The sequence below is a fragment of the Pseudomonas sp. MWU16-30323 genome (assembly GCF_020515595.1).
GTDB lineage: Bacteria > Pseudomonadota > Gammaproteobacteria > Pseudomonadales > Pseudomonadaceae > Aquipseudomonas > Aquipseudomonas yamanorum.
Genome location: NZ_JAIWYM010000008.1, coordinates 154,865 through 170,352, shown reverse-complemented (window position 1 = coordinate 170,352; position 15,488 = coordinate 154,865). Strand labels below are relative to the sequence as shown.

Here is a 15,488-nt window from a genome sequence, read left to right as displayed (position 1 = left end):
TTCGTGTTCGGTAAGACTGTAGACGCAAGGTTTCAGTTCTTCGGGTTTACACATTCGCTACAAGTTGGCGGATGCCGACGAACGGTCATGATCCTGACCCCTGCGTCAAAGAGCCACACACGCCGTGCCAGCGCTGTCGCTTCGTTTATACTCCGTGCGATCCGCCTGCAGCGCTCATCGGGAGAGCTCATGCTCGCCGCCGTAAAACTGACTTCCGCCACCCGCCAGAACCTCTGGCGCCTGACGTTCATCCGCACCCTGGTACTGGCCGCACAGGCCGGTTCGGTGGGGCTCGCCTATTGGTTCAAGCTGCTGCCGCTGCCTTGGTTGCAACTGGCCGTGACCCTCGGGTTTTCCACGGTACTGTGCGTGTTTACCGCCATTCGCCTGCGCACCACATGGCCGGTGACCGAACTGGAATACGCCCTGCAACTGGCCTGCGACCTGTTTATCCACAGTGTGTTGCTGTACTTCTCCGGCGGTTCCACCAACCCCTTCGTTTCTTATTACCTGGTGCCACTGACCATTGCGGCGGTGACGCTGCCGTGGCGCTATTCGGTGGTGCTGTCGGGCATCGCCCTGACCCTGTACACCCTGCTGCTGGCGCAGTTCTACCCGTTGCAGACCTTTCCCATCGCCCGGGAAAACCTGCAGATCTACGGCATGTGGCTGAGCTTTGCCCTGTCGGCGGCGGTGATCACCTTCTTTGCCGCGCGGATGGCGGAAGAGCTGCGCCGCCAGGAAGAACTGCGGGCCATTCGCCGTGAAGAAGGCCTGCGGGACCAGCAGTTGCTGGCCGTCGCCACCCAGGCCGCCGGCGCGGCCCATGAGCTGGGCACGCCGCTGGCGACCATGAGCGTACTGCTCAAGGAAATGACCCAGGACCACCACGACCCGGCCCTGCAAGACGACCTGAGTGTGCTGCAGGAACAGGTCAAGCAGTGCAAGCTGACGTTGCAGCAACTGGTGCGCGCCGCCGAAGCCAATCGCCGCCTGGCAGTGGAGATGCAGGACGTCACCCAGTGGCTGGACGAAGCCCTGAACCGCTGGCACCTGATGCGTCCCGAAGCCAGCTACCGTTTCCACTTGCTGGGCCAGGGCGCGGTGCCGCGCATGGCGCCGCCGCCGGACCTGACCCAGGCGCTGCTGAACCTGCTGAACAACGCCGCCGATGCCTGCCCGGAAGGGTTGGAAGTGACCCTGGACTGGGACGCGGAAGACCTCACCATCAGCATTCGCGACCACGGTGCCGGCGTGCCGCTGGCGATTGCCGAGCAGATCGGCAAACCCTTCTTTACCACCAAGGGCAAAGGCTTCGGCCTCGGCCTGTTTTTGAGCAAGGCCAGCGTGACTCGCGCGGGCGGCTCAGTGAAACTCTATAGTCATGAGGAAGGCGGCACGCTCACCGAGCTGCGCCTGCCCCGTGTCGCACGAGGAGACATCGATGAGTGACGAGATCCAAGTCGAAGGCGAAGAACTGCCGCACCTGCTGCTGGTAGATGACGACGCCACCTTTACCCGCGTGATGGCCCGCGCCATGAGCCGTCGTGGCTTTCGCGTGAGCACCGCCGGTTCCGCCGAGGAAGGCCTGGCCATCGCCACGGCCGACCTGCCGGAATACGCGGCCCTGGACCTGAAAATGGACGGCGACTCCGGCCTGGTGCTGCTGCCCAAGCTGCTGGAGCTGGACCCGGAAATGCGCGTGGTGATCCTCACCGGCTATTCCAGCATTGCCACCGCCGTCGAGGCGATCAAGCGGGGTGCCTGCAACTACCTGTGCAAGCCGGCGGACGCCGACGACGTGCTGGCCGCCTTGCTCTCCGAGCACGCCGACCTCGACACCCTGGTGCCGGAAAACCCGATGTCGGTGGACCGCCTGCAGTGGGAACACATCCAGCGGGTGTTGACCGAGCACGAAGGCAACATCTCCGCCACGGCCCGCGCCCTGGGCATGCACCGTCGAACGTTGCAGCGCAAGTTGCAGAAACGCCCGGTTCGACGTTGAACGGCGACTGAACAATCTGCGTCAGGCCGCACGGAGCCCTGAACCGATCGTCTATGATCGGTTCAAACGCCTGTTATTTTTTTCCTACCGAGCCTGAACAATGAATCAGAACGCTGAGTATTCCGCGGTCAATGACGCGGTGCGTGGGCAATTTTTAAGGAAAGTGTGGGCGCTGATCACCCCTTACTGGCGCAGTGAGGAGAAGGGCAAGGCCTGGCTGTTGCTGCTGGTGGTGCTGGGGCTGTCACTGTTCAGTGTGGCGGTGTCGGTGTGGTTCAACAGCTGGAACCGCGACTTCTACAACGCCCTGGAAAAGAAGGACTACGACGCCTTCACCCACTTGCTGATGTATTTCAGCGTGATCGCCGTGGTGGCGATCGTCACCGGGGTGTTCACCTCCTATTTGCAGCAAATGCTCACCATCCGCTGGCGGCGCTGGCTGACCGAAACCTATTTTGCCAAGTGGCTGAGCCAGAAGAACTACTACCACCTGGAATACGGCGGCTACACCGATAACCCCGACCAACGTATCTCCGAAGACCTCAACGCCTTTACCAGCAGCACCCTGAGCCTGGGCCTGGGTTTTATCAGTAACCTGGTGAGCCTGGTGTCGTTCTCGGTGATCCTGTGGGGCGTGTCCGGCAGCATCGAAGTGTGGGGCATCACCATTCCCGGCTACATGTTCTGGGCGGCGCTGGTCTATGCGGTGCTGGGCAGTTGGCTGACCCACTTGATTGGTCGAAAACTGATCGGCTTGAGCAACCGTCAACAACGGTTCGAGGCTGACTTGCGTTTCAGCCTGGTGCGGGTACGCGAGAACGCGGAAAGCATCGCGTTGTTCAATGGCGAGCCCAATGAACACCAGCAGCTGAGTGCGCGTTTCGGGCGGGTGTGGAGCAACTTCTGGAGCATCATGCAGCTCAAGAAGCGCCTGAATTTCTTCACCAGCGGTTACTCGCAGATCGCGATCATCTTCCCGTTTGTGGTGGCAGCGCCGCGTTACTTTTCCGGCAAGATCGAATTGGGCGTACTGATGCAAGTGGCCCAGGCGTTTGGCAGTGTGCAGGGCAGCCTCAGCTGGTTTGTCGACGCGTACACCGTGTTGGCCAGCTGGCGTGCGACCTGTGATCGTCTGCTGAGCTTCGGCGAGGCGATGGAAGAAAACGAAGGCCGCAACATGGGCATCGAGTTGCAGCGCCAGGGCGGCGGCTTGCAGGTGAACAACCTCAGCCTGGACCTGGCGGATGGTCGTCACCTGCTCGAAGGCGCCAACCTGACGGTTGCCGAAGGTGAGCGCCTGATGCTCAGCGGTCGTTCCGGCAGCGGCAAATCAACCTTGCTGCGGGCCATGGGCAATTTGTGGCCAAACGGCCACGGCAACATTCGTTTGCCGGCCGAGCGTTACCTGTTCCTGCCGCAGAAGCCGTATCTACCGATTGGCACTCTGCGTGGCGTGTTGAGTTATCCACAGGAGGAGGGCGCGTACCCGGCGGAACGTTATGCACAGGTCCTGGAAACCTGCCGCCTGGCGCACCTGATTCCACGCCTGGACGAAGCCAATCACTGGCAGCGCATGCTGTCACCGGGTGAGCAGCAGCGCCTGGCATTTGCCCGGGCGTTGTTGTTTGAGCCGCAATGGCTGTACATGGATGAGGCCACGTCGGCAATGGACGAAGAGGATGAGGCGGCGCTTTATCAGGCGTTGATCGATGAGTTGCCGGGCTTGAGCATCGTCAGCGTCGGCCATCGCAGCAGCCTCAAGCGTTTCCATGGGCGGCATGTGCGGATACAGGACGGGCAGCTACAAGAACAACCCGTGTCCTGAGGCAGGGCGCGGTCAATGTGGGAGCGGGCTTGCTCGCGAAGGCGGTGTGTCAGTCACTCGATGTATTCACTGACCCACCGCCTTCGCGAGCAAGCCCGCTTCCACAATGGACCAGTGTTGTCTGGTCGACCTGCGTCCAACAAAAAAGCCCGGCTGATCATCGATCAGCCGGGCTTTTTCATGTCGCTTGAAAAGGTATTACTTCTTCAAGCCGTAATGCTCATCCAGCATCCCCGGGGCGTTTGGCGTTTTTGGCGCGTAGTCCCGTGGCGGTTCCTGATTTTCCCGGGGTGGGGTCAGGCGTTCCCGTGGAGCGTGCGGTGCATCGGAATGCAGCGCGGCCAGCAGGCGCTGGCGGGTGATGTCGTCCAGGGCCAGGCGGTTGGCACCCTCGGCGAGATGATCCTGTACTTCCTGATAGCTCTGAGTGAGCTTTTTCACCAGGGTCGCGGTGCTGTTGAAGTGGGTAACAACCTCGTTCTGATAACTGTCAAAACGTTCCTGAATGTCATCCAGCTGACGCTGCGTGCGGTTAGGCGCGGCATTCGGCAGCAGGCGGGCAACCAGGAATCCAATGGCGACACCGGCAACCAAGGCGAGAGTCGGCAACAACCAAACTAAGAGCGAGTGTTCCACGAGTCCTTCCTCTATAAACGGCTTTGCTTTACGTTAACGGCTCGGACCTGCGCTGTATACCGCGATTAAGCTCGCAATGATGCCATGCACAGACTTTTAGCTAGACGAGTCGACCCCTTGAGAGGTCACGGAGTTCCTTCCTTGCTGATGCGTGAAACCCCCGTTTTGATCGATGGCCCGGTAGGCCAACTGGAAGCCCTGTATCTGGATCACCCCGCGCCACGTGGCCTGGCGCTGATCTGCCACCCTAACCCGGTGCAGGGCGGCACCATGCTCAACAAAGTCGTATCGACCCTGCAACGCACTGCGCGGGATGCCGGCCTGATCACGTTACGTTTCAATTATCGCGGTGTCGGCGCCAGCGCCGGTACGCACGATATGGGCACCGGTGAAGTCGACGACGCCGAAGCCGCGGCCACCTGGCTGCGTGAAAAGCATCCCGACCTGCCGATCACCCTGCTGGGTTTTTCCTTCGGCGGGTTTGTGGCGGCCACCCTCGGCGGCCGTCTGGAAGCCAAGGGCGAAAAACTCGCGCACCTGTTCATGGTGGCCGCGGCGGTGATGCGCCTGCGGGATAACGACGTGCTGCCACAAGGCTGCCCATTGACCGTGATCCAGCCGGAAACCGACGAAGTGGTCGACCCACAACTCGTCTACGACTGGTCCGCCGCCTTGAATCGCCCCCATACGCTTCTGAAAGTGGCAGAATGCGGACACTTTTTTCATGGCAAGCTGACCGATCTCAAGGATCTTGTGCTGCCACGTCTTTCGAATTGATGACAAGCGATCACCCATGACGACCCGTACCCGCATCCTTACCGGCATCACCACCACCGGCACGCCGCACCTGGGCAACTACGCCGGCGCGATTCGCCCGGCGATCCTTGCCAGCCAGGACGCCAACGCCGACTCCTTCTACTTCCTGGCCGACTACCACGCCCTGATCAAGTGCGATGACCCGCAGCGCATCCAGCGCTCGCGCATGGAAATCGCCGCGACCTGGCTGGCCGGTGGCCTGGATGTGAACCGGGTGACGTTCTACCGTCAGTCCGACATCCCGGAAATCCCCGAGCTGACCTGGTTGCTGACCTGCGTGGCGGCCAAGGGCCTGCTCAACCGTGCGCACGCCTACAAGGCCTCGGTGGACAAGAACCTGGAAAACGGCGAAGACCCGGATGCGGGCATCACCATGGGCCTGTACAGCTACCCGGTGCTGATGGCCGCGGACATCCTGATGTTCAACGCCCACAAGGTGCCGGTCGGCCGTGACCAGATCCAGCACGTGGAAATGGCCCGCGACATCGGCCAGCGCTTCAACCACCTGTTCGGCAACGGTAAAGAATTCTTCACCATGCCCGAGGCGCTGATCGAAGAAAGCGTCGCCACCTTGCCGGGCCTGGATGGCCGCAAGATGTCGAAGAGCTACGACAACACCATCCCGTTGTTCACCAGCGCCAAGGACATGAAGGACGCGATCTCGCGGATCGTCACCGACTCCCGCGCGCCGGGCGAAGCGAAAGATCCGGACAACTCGCACCTGTTCACCCTGTACCAGGCATTTGCCACCAAGGCCCAGGAAGAAGCGTTCCGCGGCGAGCTGCTGCAAGGCCTGGGCTGGGGTGAGGCGAAGAACCGTCTGTTCCAGCTGCTGGACGGCCAACTGGGGGAAGCGCGCGAGCGTTACCACCAATTGATGTCGCGCCCGTCAGACATGGAAGACCTGCTGCTGATCGGTGCCCGTAAAGCCCGCGCCGTGGCTGCACCGTTCCTGGCCGAGCTGCGTGAAGCGGTGGGCCTGCGTTCGTTCGTCAACCCGGTCGCCGTTGCCGCTACCACCAAGAAAAAAGCGGCGAAAGCTGCACGTTTTGTCAGCTTCCGCGAAGACGACGGCAGCTTCCGCTTCCGTTTGCTGGCGGCCGAAGGCGAACAACTGCTGCTGTCGCGCAACTTCGCCGACGGCAAAACCGCCGGCGCGGTGACCAAGCAGTTGCAATCGGGGCAGGCGCTGGATGTACGCAGCGAAGCCCTGAGCTTCAGCGTATGGCTGGAAGGTGCTGCCGTCGCCGACAGCCCGGCGTTCGCCGACAGCGCCTCGCGGGATGCCGCGATCGAAGCCTTGCGCGTTGCGTTGACCCCAATCGAGGATTGACCCGACCAAGGGTTGATTGCCATTCTTCAGGGCCGTCGTTACAGTGGCGGCCCGTTTTTGTTGCCTTGCTAACGAATTATGACGCCCCTAGAACGATATCAAGCTGATCTGAAACGCCCTGAATTCTTCCATGACGCTGCCCAGGAAACTGCGGTGCGTCATTTGCAGCGCCTGTACGACGACCTGGTCCAGGCCTCGCAGAACAAGCCGGGCATGTTCAGCAAGTTGTTTGGCAAGAAAGACCACACGCCGGTCAAGGGCTTGTACTTTTGGGGTGGCGTCGGCCGGGGCAAGACTTACCTGGTGGATACCTTCTTCGAAGCGCTGCCGTTCAAGGAAAAGGTCCGCACTCACTTCCACCGCTTCATGAAGCGCGTGCACGAAGAGATGAAGACCCTGCCGGGCGAGAAGAACCCGCTGACCATCATCGCCAAGCGTTTCTCGGAAGAAGCCCGGGTGATCTGTTTCGATGAGTTCTTCGTCTCCGACATCACCGACGCGATGATCCTCGGCACCTTGATGGAGGAGCTGTTCAAGAACGGCGTGACCCTGGTCGCCACCTCGAACATCGTGCCTGACGGCCTGTACAAGGACGGCCTGCAACGCGCACGCTTCCTGCCCGCCATCGCCCTGATCAAGCAGAACACCGACATCGTCAACGTCGACAGCGGCGTCGACTACCGCCTGCGTCACCTTGAGCAAGCGGAACTGTTCCACTTCCCGCTCAATGAAGTGGCCCAGGAAAGCCTGCGCAAGAGCTTTCGTGCCCTGACGCCGGAATGCACCCAGGCGGTGGAAAACGACAAGTTGATTATCGAAAACCGCGAAATCATCGCGCTGCGCACCTGCGACGACGTGGCCTGGTTCGACTTCCGCGAACTGTGCGACGGCCCTCGCAGCCAGAACGACTACATCGAACTGGGCAAGATCTTCCATGCGGTGATCCTGAGCGGCGTCGAGCAGATGAGCGTCACCACCGACGACATCGCGCGGCGCTTTATCAACATGGTCGATGAATTCTACGACCGTAACGTCAAGCTGATCATCTCGGCGGAAGTTGAGCTCAAGGACCTCTACACTGGTGGCCGCTTGAACTTCGAGTTCCAGCGCACCTTGAGCCGCTTGCTGGAAATGCAGTCCCACGAGTTCCTGTCGCGGGCGCACAAGCCTTAAGCGATGTGTTCGAAATGAAATAGGCCCGCAGCGATGCGGGCCTTTTTTATGCAGAATTTCCAGGTCAACGGAAATCAACTGTGGGAGCCGGGCTTGCCCGCGATAGCGGTCTGCCAGCTAATGCACCTGGTGTCTGACACGCCGCCATCGCAGGCAAGCCAGCTCCCACCTTTTTACTGTGTATACCCTTTGGTTACGCGGCCTGCTGGAATTGCTGGCGGTACTGGTTGGGCGACAGCTCGGTGTGCTGCCGGAACAGCCGCGCAAAGAAGCTTGCGTCGTCGTAGCCCACTTCGTAACTGATGGTCTTGATGCTTTTGCGGCTGCCGGACAGCAAGCCCTTGGCGGTCTCGATGCGCAGGCGTTGCAGGTAATGCAGCGGCTTGTCGCCGGTGGCGGTCTGGAAGCGGCGCATGAAGTTGCGGATGCTCATGCCGTGTTCCCGGGCCACGTCTTCGAAGCGGAACTTGTCGGCGAAGTGTTCTTCGAGCCAATGCTGGATCTGCAGGATGATCACGTCCTGGTGCAGCTTCTGGCCGCCAAAACCGATGCGCCCCGGCGCATAGCTGCGCTGTACTTCGTAAAGGATGTCGCGGGCCACGGCCTGGGCGATGTTGGCGCCGCAGAAGCGTTCGATCAGGTAGATGTAGAGGTCGCAGGCTGAAGTGGTGCCGCCGGCGCAGTAGAGGTTGTCGGCATCGGTCAGGTGCTTGTCCTGGTTCAGTTGCACCTTGGGAAAGCGTTCGCTGAAGGCGTTGAAGAAGCGCCAGTAGGTGGTCGCTTCCTTGCCGTCCAGCAGGCCGGCTTCGGCGAGCCAGAACACGCCGGTGGCCTCGCCGCACAGCACGGCGCCACGGGCATGTTGTTCGCGCAGCCAGGGCAGCACTTGGGGGTAGCGTTGGCACAACGAGTCGAAGTCGTCCCAGAAGGCCGGGAGCACGATGATATCGGCGTTTTCGAGGCCGCCGTCCACCGGCATGATCACATCGCTGAAGCTGCGTACCGATTGCCCGTCGGGGCTGACCAGGCGCGTTTCGAAAGCGGGAGTAAGGCCCTGGCCCAGCTGTTTGCCGTAGCGCAGGCTCGCGAGGTGGAAGAAATCCTTGGCTTGCATGAGGGTTGAAGCGAATACCCGATCAATGGCCAAAATGCTGACGCGCCGCAAAGGCGTGGAGATTTGGTTAGACATAATTTCATTTATTCTTATAGGGGAAAGTGGTCACCAGACGGCTGGATCGTCTTATTTTTTGTCGCATGTGTCCAGTGTCCTGTGACGCCTTCGCGGCTTAGGCTCTGTGATCCCGGTCTTGTCCGACAATTCACGCAGGTGACCCATGATTCCCAGAACCTTGTTCAGCTCGGAGCACGAACTCTTCCGCCAGAGCGTGCGTACCTTCCTCGAAAAAGACGCGGCACCGTTCCACGGGCAATGGGAAAAGCAGGGCTACATCGACCGTAACCTGTGGAACAAGGCAGGGGAGGCGGGGATGCTCTGCTCGCATTTGCCGGAGGAGTACGGCGGCCTCGGGGCGGACTTTCTCTACAGCGCCGTGGTGATCGAAGAGATCAGTCGCCTGGGTCTGACCGGGATCGGTTTCTCCCTGCATTCGGACATTGTCGCGCCATACATCCTGCATTACGGCAGTGAGGCGCTGAAGCACAAGTACCTGCCCAAGTTGATCTCCGGGGAGATGGTCACGGCCATCGCCATGACCGAACCGGGGGCCGGGTCCGACCTGCAAGGGGTCAAGACCACGGCTGTGCTGGACGGTGATGAATATGTGATCAACGGCTCCAAGACGTTTATCACCAATGGCTTCCTCGCGGACCTGGTGATTGTCGTCGCCAAGACCGATCCCAAGGCGGGTGCCAAGGGTACGAGCCTGTTCCTGGTGGAAGCCAATACGCCGGGCTTCGACAAGGGCAAGCGCCTGGAGAAGGTCGGGATGAAGGCCCAGGACACGTCGGAGCTGTTCTTCCAGGATGTGCGGGTGCCCAAGGAGAATCTGCTGGGGCAGGCGGGGATGGGCTTTGCCTACCTGATGCAGGAGTTGCCGCAGGAGCGTCTGACGGTGGCGATTGGTGCGCTGTCGTCAGCCGAGGCGGCGTTGCAATGGACGCTGGAGTACACCCGCGACCGCAAGGCGTTCGGCAAGGCGATCATCGACTTCCAGAACACCCGCTTCAAACTGGCGGAGATTGCGACGGAAACCCAGATTGGCCGGGTGTTTGTCGACAAGTGCATGGAACTGCACCTCGAAGGCAAGCTTGATGTGCCGACGGCCGCGATGGCCAAGTACTGGGCCACAGACCTGCAATGCAAGGTGCTGGATGAGTGTGTGCAACTGCACGGGGGTTACGGTTTCATGTGGGAATACCCGATTGCACGGGCCTGGGCGGATGCGCGGGTGCAGCGGATTTATGCGGGGACGAATGAGATCATGAAGGAGATTATTGCGCGGGCGCTTTGAATCTTCTGTGTTGCTGATGGCGCCATCGCGGGCAAGCCCGGCTCCCACAGGAATACTCGGTCAACTGTGGGAGCTGGCTTGCCTGCGATAGCGGTCTAGGAATCAATCAAGGTGCAGGATTCGGATGATCCTTCTGGATCGCCTCAATCCCCGCCAGCACCTCATCCGACAGTTTCAGGTCGGCACTGGCGATGTTGCTCTCCAACTGCTCCAGGGTCGTGGCGCCAATGATGTTGGTGGTCACGAACGGTTGCTGGGTCACAAATGCCAATGCCATCTGCGCCGGGTCCAGGCCATGCTCACGGGCCAGTGCCACGTAACGGCTGCACGCTGCTTCCGATTGCGGGTTGAAGTAGCGGCTGAAGCGGCTATAGAGGCTCAGGCGACCCTTGGCCGGGCGTGCGCCGCCTTCGTACTTGCCACTGAGCATGCCGAACGCCAGTGGCGAATACGCCAGCAAACCACATTGCTCACGGATGGCGATTTCCGCCAGGCCCACTTCAAAGCTGCGGTTGAGCAGGTTGTAAGGGTTCTGGATCGATACCGCGCGGGTCCAGCCGCGGGCTTCGGCCAGGGCCAGGAACTTCATGGTGCCCCACGGGGTTTCGTTGGACAGGCCGATGTGGCGGATCTTGCCGGCCTTGACCTGCTCGTCCAGCGCTTCAAGGGTTTCTTCCAGCGGCGTCAGGTCTTCTTCGGCCTTGTGCTTGTAGCCCAGCTGTCCGAAAAAGTTGGTGCTGCGCTCGGGCCAGTGCAGCTGGTAGAGGTCGATCCAGTCGGTTTGCAGGCGCTTGAGGCTTGCATCCAGGGCTTCGACGATGTGTTTGCGGTTGTGCTTGAGGCTGCCATCGCGGATGTAGTCGATGGTGTTGCCGGGGCCGGCGATCTTGCTGGCGAGGATCCAGTCGGCACGGTCGCCGCGGCTTTTGAAGTAATTACCGATGTAGCACTCGGTGGTGGCGTAGGTATCTGCCTTGGGCGGTACCGGGTACATTTCCGCCGTATCGAGGAAGTTGATCCCGGCGGCCTTGGCCCGTTCGATCTGTGCGAAGGCCTCTGCCTCGCTGTTCTGCTCGCCCCAGGTCATGGTGCCCAAGGCTATCGCGCTCACATTCAGATCGGTTCGGCCCAGCTGTCGATAGTCCATCGGGTACTCCTTGAGGGAAAACAATCATAAAAGCAGGTTGAAATTTTTTTGGCAATCTGCATAATTGCCCACCTCTTTCTGCAGTGGAAGTGATGCGCCGCCTGCCGAAGAATCTTGCCGTTGAACGGACGCGCCGACCCGAGCCCCCGATAGCGTCTGTATCCGGCTGCCTTTGACTTGTCAAAGTACGCACTATTCAGTAAGATCCGCCGTCTAATTTACAGGGCGGCCCCTGAGGCTATTAAAGAATGACAACTTTTACTGCAAAACCAGAAACAGTTCAGCGCGACTGGTTTGTCGTCGACGCCGCTGGTCAGACCCTGGGTCGTCTGGCCACTGAAGTCGCCAGCCGTCTGCGTGGCAAGCACAAGCCTGAGTACACCCCTCACGTTGATACCGGTGACTACATTGTCATCATCAACGCCGAGCAGGTACGTGTTACCGGCAACAAAGCGCAAGACAAAATGTACTACCGTCACTCCGGTTTCCCAGGCGGTATCAAGTCTTCGAACTTCGAAGGCCTGATCTCCAAAAAGCCTGAAGCCCCGATTGAAATCGCGGTCAAAGGTATGCTGCCGAAGGGCCCACTGGGTCGCGACATGTATCGCAAGCTGAAAGTCTATGCGGGCGCTGCTCACCCTCATGCTGCTCAGCAGCCCCAAGAACTGAAGTTTTAACGGAATAGTTCATTATGTCGGCGACTCAAAATTACGGCACTGGCCGTCGCAAAACCGCTACCGCTCGCGTTTTCCTGCGTCCGGGTACTGGTAACATCTCGATCAACAACCGCACTCTGGAAAACTTCTTCGGTCGCGAAACTGCCCGCATGGTAGTTCGTCAGCCGCTGGAATTGACCGAGACCGTTGAAAAGTTCGACATCTACGTCACCGTTATCGGTGGCGGTGTAAGTGGTCAAGCTGGCGCAATCCGCCACGGTATCACTCGCGCTCTGATGCAGTACGACGAAACCCTGCGTGGCGCTCTGCGCAAAGCTGGCTTCGTGACTCGCGATGCTCGTGAAGTTGAACGTAAGAAAGTTGGTCTGCGTAAAGCGCGTAAGCGTCCGCAGTACTCGAAGCGTTAATTCGCTTTTACGTTCCAGAAAACGCCCAGCCTCCTCACGGAGCTGGGCGTTTTTTATTGCCTGCTATTTATGTAAAAAAATCTCTGTGACAACTTGCCACATCCGTAGAGCCCCTATACTCAAAGGCTTGGAGCCAGTGCCGGGGGTAATTACCTTGTCAGACGTGGGGCTTTTCATTACCATTCGGCAAAATTTTTATAAGTTCAGATTTAACACTTAGTAGACGCCTGATTTAACAGGCCACAAAGCTGATGGGAGAGGACTGAATGAGCAATGACGGCGTGAATGCAGGCCGGCGTCGCTTCTTGGTAGCAGCCACATCCGTGGTGGGTGCTGCAGGAGCGGTGGGGGCTGCGGTCCCGTTCGTGGGGTCATGGTTTCCCAGTGCCAAGGCGAAAGCCGCAGGTGCACCGGTGAAGGTGAATATCAGCAAGATCGACCCAGGCCAGCAAATGATTGCTGAATGGCGCGGTCAGCCGGTGTTCATCGTTCGTCGTACCGAGGAAATCCTGGGAAATCTGAAGAAGATCGAGGGCCAGCTGTCCGACCCCGACTCGAAGAATTCCGACCAACCCGCTTACGTCGATAAGGAAATTCGCTCGATCAAGCCGGAGATTCTGCTGCTGATCGGTATCTGCACCCACTTGGGTTGCTCTCCCACCTTCCGCCCGGAAGTGGCGCCCGCGGACCTGGGCAAGGACTGGGTCGGGGGCTATTTCTGCCCGTGCCACGGTTCTCACTACGACCTCGCTGGCCGCGTCTACAAGTCACAACCCGCACCACTGAACCTGCCAGTTCCGCCACATCACTACGAGACTGACAGTGTCATTGTCATTGGCGTCGACGAGGGGGAGAAAGCCTGATGAGCAAGTTCATGGATTGGGTGGATGCGCGCTTCCCCGCGACCAAGATGTGGGAAGACCATCTCAGCAAGTACTACGCACCGAAGAATTTCAACTTCTTCTATTTCTTTGGCTCCCTGGCACTTTTGGTACTGGTCAACCAGATCGTTACCGGTGTCTGGCTGACGATGAGCTACACCCCGTCGGCCGAAGAAGCCTTCGCCTCCGTCGAATACATCATGCGCGACGTCGAGTACGGCTCGATCCTGCGTCTGCTGCACTCCACCGGCGCCTCGGCGTTCTTCATCGTCGTCTACATGCACATGTTCCGTGGCTTGCTCTACGGGTCGTACCAGAAGCCCCGTGAGCTTGTGTGGGTGTTCGGCATGCTGATCTACCTGGCGCTGATGGCCGAGGCCTTCATGGGCTACCTGCTGCCGTGGGGCCAGATGTCCTACTGGGGTGCCCAGGTGATCATCTCGCTGTTTGGTGCGATCCCGGTCATCGGCAACGACCTGACCCAGTGGATTCGTGGTGACTACCTGATCTCCGGGATCACCCTGAACCGCTTCTTCGCCTTGCACGTGGTGGCCTTGCCGATCGTGATTCTCGGCCTGGTGGTGCTGCACATCCTGGCGTTGCACGAAGTGGGTTCGAACAACCCCGACGGCGTGGACATCAAGAAGCACAAGGACGAAAACGGCGTACCGCTGGACGGCATTCCGTTCCACCCGTACTACACCGTGAAAGATATCGTCGGCGTGGTGGTGTTCCTGTTCATCTTCTGCTCGATCGTGTTCTTTTTCCCGGAAATGGGCGGTTATTTCCTCGAGAAACCGAACTTCGAACAGGCGAACGCCTTCAAGACCCCGGAACACATTGCACCGGTCTGGTACTTCACGCCGTTCTACGCGATCTTGCGGGCGATTCCCGACAAACTCATGGGCGTCATGGCCATGGGCGCGGCGATTGCGGTGCTGTTCGTGCTGCCTTGGCTCGACCGTAGCCCGGTCAAGTCCATGCGCTACAAGGGCTGGCTGAGCAAGATCTGGCTGTGGGTGTTCTGCATCGCGTTCGTGATCCTGGGTGTACTGGGTGTACTGGCGCCGACCCCGGAGCGTACGTTGCTGTCGCAGGTCTGCACCTTCCTGTACTTCGCCTACTTCATTCTGATGCCGTTCTACACCCGGCTCGAGAAGACCAAACCGGTACCGGAAAGGGTGACTGGCTGATGAAAAAATTATTCGTTGCATTCATTCTTGCGGCCCTGCCGCTGCTGTCTTTCGCCGCTGAACACGGCCCAGAGCTGGAAAAAGTCGACATCGACGTGTCGGACAAGGCCGCGATGCAGGACGGGCTGCGTACGTTCACCAACTACTGCATGGGCTGCCACAGTGCCAAGTTCCAGCGTTATGAACGTGTGGCCGACGACCTGGGCATCCCCCATGACGTGATGCTCAGCCACTCGGTGTTCACCGGCGCGAAGATCGGCGACCACATGACCATCGGCATGCAACCGGCCGACGCCAAGACCTGGTTCGGGGCTGCGCCGCCCGACCTGACCCTGGTGGCTCGTGTGCGTGGCACCGATTGGCTCTACGGCTACCTGAAATCCTTCTACGAAGACCCGTCGCGTCCCTACGGCGTGAACAACAAAGTGTTCCCGAACGTCGGTATGCCGAACGTTCTGGTCGGCCTGCAAGGCCGCCAAGTGGTAGGATGCAAGCAAGTACAAATCGTCGAAGACGGCAAGAAGCAGTATGATCCGCTCACTGGTACGCCTTTGACTCATGAAGCGTGCGATCAGCTGACCATAGTGCCGAAGACCGGCGCGCTGAACGAAGAGCAGTTCGACGAGAAGGTCAAGAATCTGGTGACCTTCCTGGCCTACTCGGCCAACCCAGTGAAGCTGCAGCATCAGCGCATTGGTACCTATGTGTTGCTGTACCTGGCCTTCCTCTTCGTGTTCGCCTATCTGCTGAAACGCGAATACTGGAAGGATGTGCATTGATCCAACCGTAAGTAATTGCTGTTAATCTTGCGCGCCCAGCGGCATCTCTGAAGGTAAGCCTGGTTTATCCAGGCGTCACGGAGATGCTCACTGGGCGCGCTCGTTTTTGAGCTTCCGATAATTTCAACAAGCGAGGAGGACCGCC

15 protein-coding genes are annotated in these 15,488 nt (G+C 59.6%); 12 read left to right on the top strand and 3 right to left on the bottom strand.

Features of this window, described 5'->3' with window-relative positions:
• The first annotated feature begins 189 nt into the window (after positions 1-189).
• The 3 genes from LIY45_RS12620 to LIY45_RS12610 all read left to right on the top strand — a co-directional run bounded on the left by LIY45_RS12620 (position 190) and on the right by LIY45_RS12610 (position 3,830).
• Complete coding sequence (locus tag LIY45_RS12620; RefSeq protein ID WP_226476511.1) at positions 190-1,452, top strand: ATP-binding protein; 1,263 nt, start codon at positions 190-192, stop codon at positions 1,450-1,452.
• Positions 1,445-2,005 carry a response regulator transcription factor gene (locus tag LIY45_RS12615; RefSeq protein WP_003216016.1) on the top strand — a complete coding sequence of 187 codons (561 nt, stop codon included), beginning with the start codon at positions 1,445-1,447 and terminating at the stop codon, positions 2,003-2,005. The genes LIY45_RS12620 and LIY45_RS12615 overlap by 8 nt, the downstream gene beginning before the upstream one ends.
• A 100-nt stretch (positions 2,006-2,105) precedes the next feature.
• Positions 2,106-3,830, top strand: a complete 1,725-nt coding sequence (locus tag LIY45_RS12610) for an ABC transporter ATP-binding protein/permease (protein ID WP_026078005.1) — start codon at positions 2,106-2,108, stop codon at positions 3,828-3,830.
• A 198-nt stretch (positions 3,831-4,028) separates the two neighbouring features.
• Here the strand turns inward: LIY45_RS12610 and LIY45_RS12605 are convergent, their stop codons facing one another.
• Positions 4,029-4,466, bottom strand: coding sequence for a DUF1043 family protein (locus LIY45_RS12605; protein WP_003216019.1), 438 nt, complete (start codon positions 4,464-4,466; stop codon positions 4,029-4,031).
• 147 nt (positions 4,467-4,613) lie between these two features.
• Between LIY45_RS12605 and LIY45_RS12600 the strand changes: the two genes are divergently transcribed.
• The 3 genes from LIY45_RS12600 to zapE all read left to right on the top strand — a co-directional run bounded on the left by LIY45_RS12600 (position 4,614) and on the right by zapE (position 7,788).
• The gene (locus LIY45_RS12600; protein ID WP_226476510.1) at positions 4,614-5,243 is read left to right on the top strand and encodes an alpha/beta fold hydrolase; all 630 of its coding nucleotides are present in this window, start codon (positions 4,614-4,616) and stop codon (positions 5,241-5,243) included.
• 16 nt (positions 5,244-5,259) lie between these two features.
• Complete coding sequence (locus tag LIY45_RS12595) at positions 5,260-6,615, top strand: tryptophan--tRNA ligase (protein WP_017477755.1); 1,356 nt, start codon at positions 5,260-5,262, stop codon at positions 6,613-6,615.
• Positions 6,616-6,693: 78 nt separating this feature from the next.
• Complete coding sequence (gene zapE / locus LIY45_RS12590; RefSeq protein ID WP_026078003.1) at positions 6,694-7,788, top strand: cell division protein ZapE; 1,095 nt, start codon at positions 6,694-6,696, stop codon at positions 7,786-7,788.
• Positions 7,789-7,981: 193 nt separating this feature from the next.
• On the opposite strand, the gene LIY45_RS12585 is transcribed toward zapE, so the two are convergent.
• Positions 7,982-8,902, bottom strand: coding sequence for a GlxA family transcriptional regulator (locus tag LIY45_RS12585; RefSeq protein WP_172834601.1), 921 nt, complete (start codon positions 8,900-8,902; stop codon positions 7,982-7,984).
• A 220-nt stretch (positions 8,903-9,122) separates the two neighbouring features.
• On the opposite strand from LIY45_RS12585, the gene LIY45_RS12580 reads away from it, so the two are divergent.
• Positions 9,123-10,259 carry an acyl-CoA dehydrogenase family protein gene (locus tag LIY45_RS12580; protein WP_003216028.1) on the top strand — a complete coding sequence of 379 codons (1,137 nt, stop codon included), beginning with the start codon at positions 9,123-9,125 and terminating at the stop codon, positions 10,257-10,259.
• 106 nt (positions 10,260-10,365) lie between these two features.
• Here LIY45_RS12580 and LIY45_RS12575 read toward each other — a convergent pair whose 3' ends face one another.
• Positions 10,366-11,406, bottom strand: a complete 1,041-nt coding sequence (locus LIY45_RS12575; protein ID WP_226476509.1) for an NADP(H)-dependent aldo-keto reductase — start codon at positions 11,404-11,406, stop codon at positions 10,366-10,368.
• A gap of 248 nt (positions 11,407-11,654) precedes the next feature.
• Between LIY45_RS12575 and rplM the strand changes: the two genes are divergently transcribed.
• The 5 genes from rplM to LIY45_RS12550 all read left to right on the top strand — a co-directional run bounded on the left by rplM (position 11,655) and on the right by LIY45_RS12550 (position 15,343).
• On the top strand, positions 11,655-12,083 hold the full coding sequence (rplM, locus tag LIY45_RS12570; protein WP_003216032.1) for a 50S ribosomal protein L13: 429 nt from the start codon (positions 11,655-11,657) through the stop codon (positions 12,081-12,083).
• 14 nt (positions 12,084-12,097) lie between these two features.
• The gene (gene rpsI, locus LIY45_RS12565; RefSeq protein WP_003216038.1) at positions 12,098-12,490 is read left to right on the top strand and encodes a 30S ribosomal protein S9; all 393 of its coding nucleotides are present in this window, start codon (positions 12,098-12,100) and stop codon (positions 12,488-12,490) included.
• Positions 12,491-12,756: 266 nt separating this feature from the next.
• Positions 12,757-13,353 carry a ubiquinol-cytochrome c reductase iron-sulfur subunit gene (gene petA / locus LIY45_RS12560; protein WP_017477750.1) on the top strand — a complete coding sequence of 199 codons (597 nt, stop codon included), beginning with the start codon at positions 12,757-12,759 and terminating at the stop codon, positions 13,351-13,353.
• Positions 13,353-14,564 (top strand): cytochrome bc complex cytochrome b subunit, encoded by a 1,212-nt coding sequence (locus LIY45_RS12555; protein WP_017477749.1) that lies wholly within the window; start codon positions 13,353-13,355, stop codon positions 14,562-14,564. The genes petA and LIY45_RS12555 overlap by 1 nt, the downstream gene beginning before the upstream one ends.
• Complete coding sequence (locus tag LIY45_RS12550) at positions 14,564-15,343, top strand: cytochrome c1 (protein WP_093205137.1); 780 nt, start codon at positions 14,564-14,566, stop codon at positions 15,341-15,343. The genes LIY45_RS12555 and LIY45_RS12550 overlap by 1 nt, the downstream gene beginning before the upstream one ends.
• Positions 15,344-15,488 lie beyond the last annotated feature (145 nt).

What these genes read in the sequence shown, in the direction of transcription:
- LIY45_RS12620 (WP_226476511.1), top strand. Translation starts at nt 190, where the DNA reads ATGCTCGCCGCCGTAAAACTGACTTCCGCCACCCGCCAGAACCTCTGG.
- LIY45_RS12615 (WP_003216016.1), top strand. Translation starts at nt 1,445, where the DNA reads ATGAGTGACGAGATCCAAGTCGAAGGCGAAGAACTGCCGCACCTGCTG.
- LIY45_RS12610 (WP_026078005.1), top strand. Translation starts at nt 2,106, where the DNA reads ATGAATCAGAACGCTGAGTATTCCGCGGTCAATGACGCGGTGCGTGGG.
- LIY45_RS12600 (WP_226476510.1), top strand. Translation starts at nt 4,614, where the DNA reads ATGCGTGAAACCCCCGTTTTGATCGATGGCCCGGTAGGCCAACTGGAA.
- LIY45_RS12595 (WP_017477755.1), top strand. Translation starts at nt 5,260, where the DNA reads ATGACGACCCGTACCCGCATCCTTACCGGCATCACCACCACCGGCACG.
- zapE (WP_026078003.1), top strand. Translation starts at nt 6,694, where the DNA reads ATGACGCCCCTAGAACGATATCAAGCTGATCTGAAACGCCCTGAATTC.
- LIY45_RS12585 (WP_172834601.1), bottom strand. Translation starts at nt 8,902, where the DNA reads ATGCAAGCCAAGGATTTCTTCCACCTCGCGAGCCTGCGCTACGGCAAA.
- LIY45_RS12580 (WP_003216028.1), top strand. Translation starts at nt 9,123, where the DNA reads ATGATTCCCAGAACCTTGTTCAGCTCGGAGCACGAACTCTTCCGCCAG.
- LIY45_RS12575 (WP_226476509.1), bottom strand. Translation starts at nt 11,406, where the DNA reads ATGGACTATCGACAGCTGGGCCGAACCGATCTGAATGTGAGCGCGATA.
- rplM (WP_003216032.1), top strand. Translation starts at nt 11,655, where the DNA reads ATGACAACTTTTACTGCAAAACCAGAAACAGTTCAGCGCGACTGGTTT.
- rpsI (WP_003216038.1), top strand. Translation starts at nt 12,098, where the DNA reads ATGTCGGCGACTCAAAATTACGGCACTGGCCGTCGCAAAACCGCTACC.
- petA (WP_017477750.1), top strand. Translation starts at nt 12,757, where the DNA reads ATGAGCAATGACGGCGTGAATGCAGGCCGGCGTCGCTTCTTGGTAGCA.
- LIY45_RS12555 (WP_017477749.1), top strand. Translation starts at nt 13,353, where the DNA reads ATGAGCAAGTTCATGGATTGGGTGGATGCGCGCTTCCCCGCGACCAAG.
- LIY45_RS12550 (WP_093205137.1), top strand. Translation starts at nt 14,564, where the DNA reads ATGAAAAAATTATTCGTTGCATTCATTCTTGCGGCCCTGCCGCTGCTG.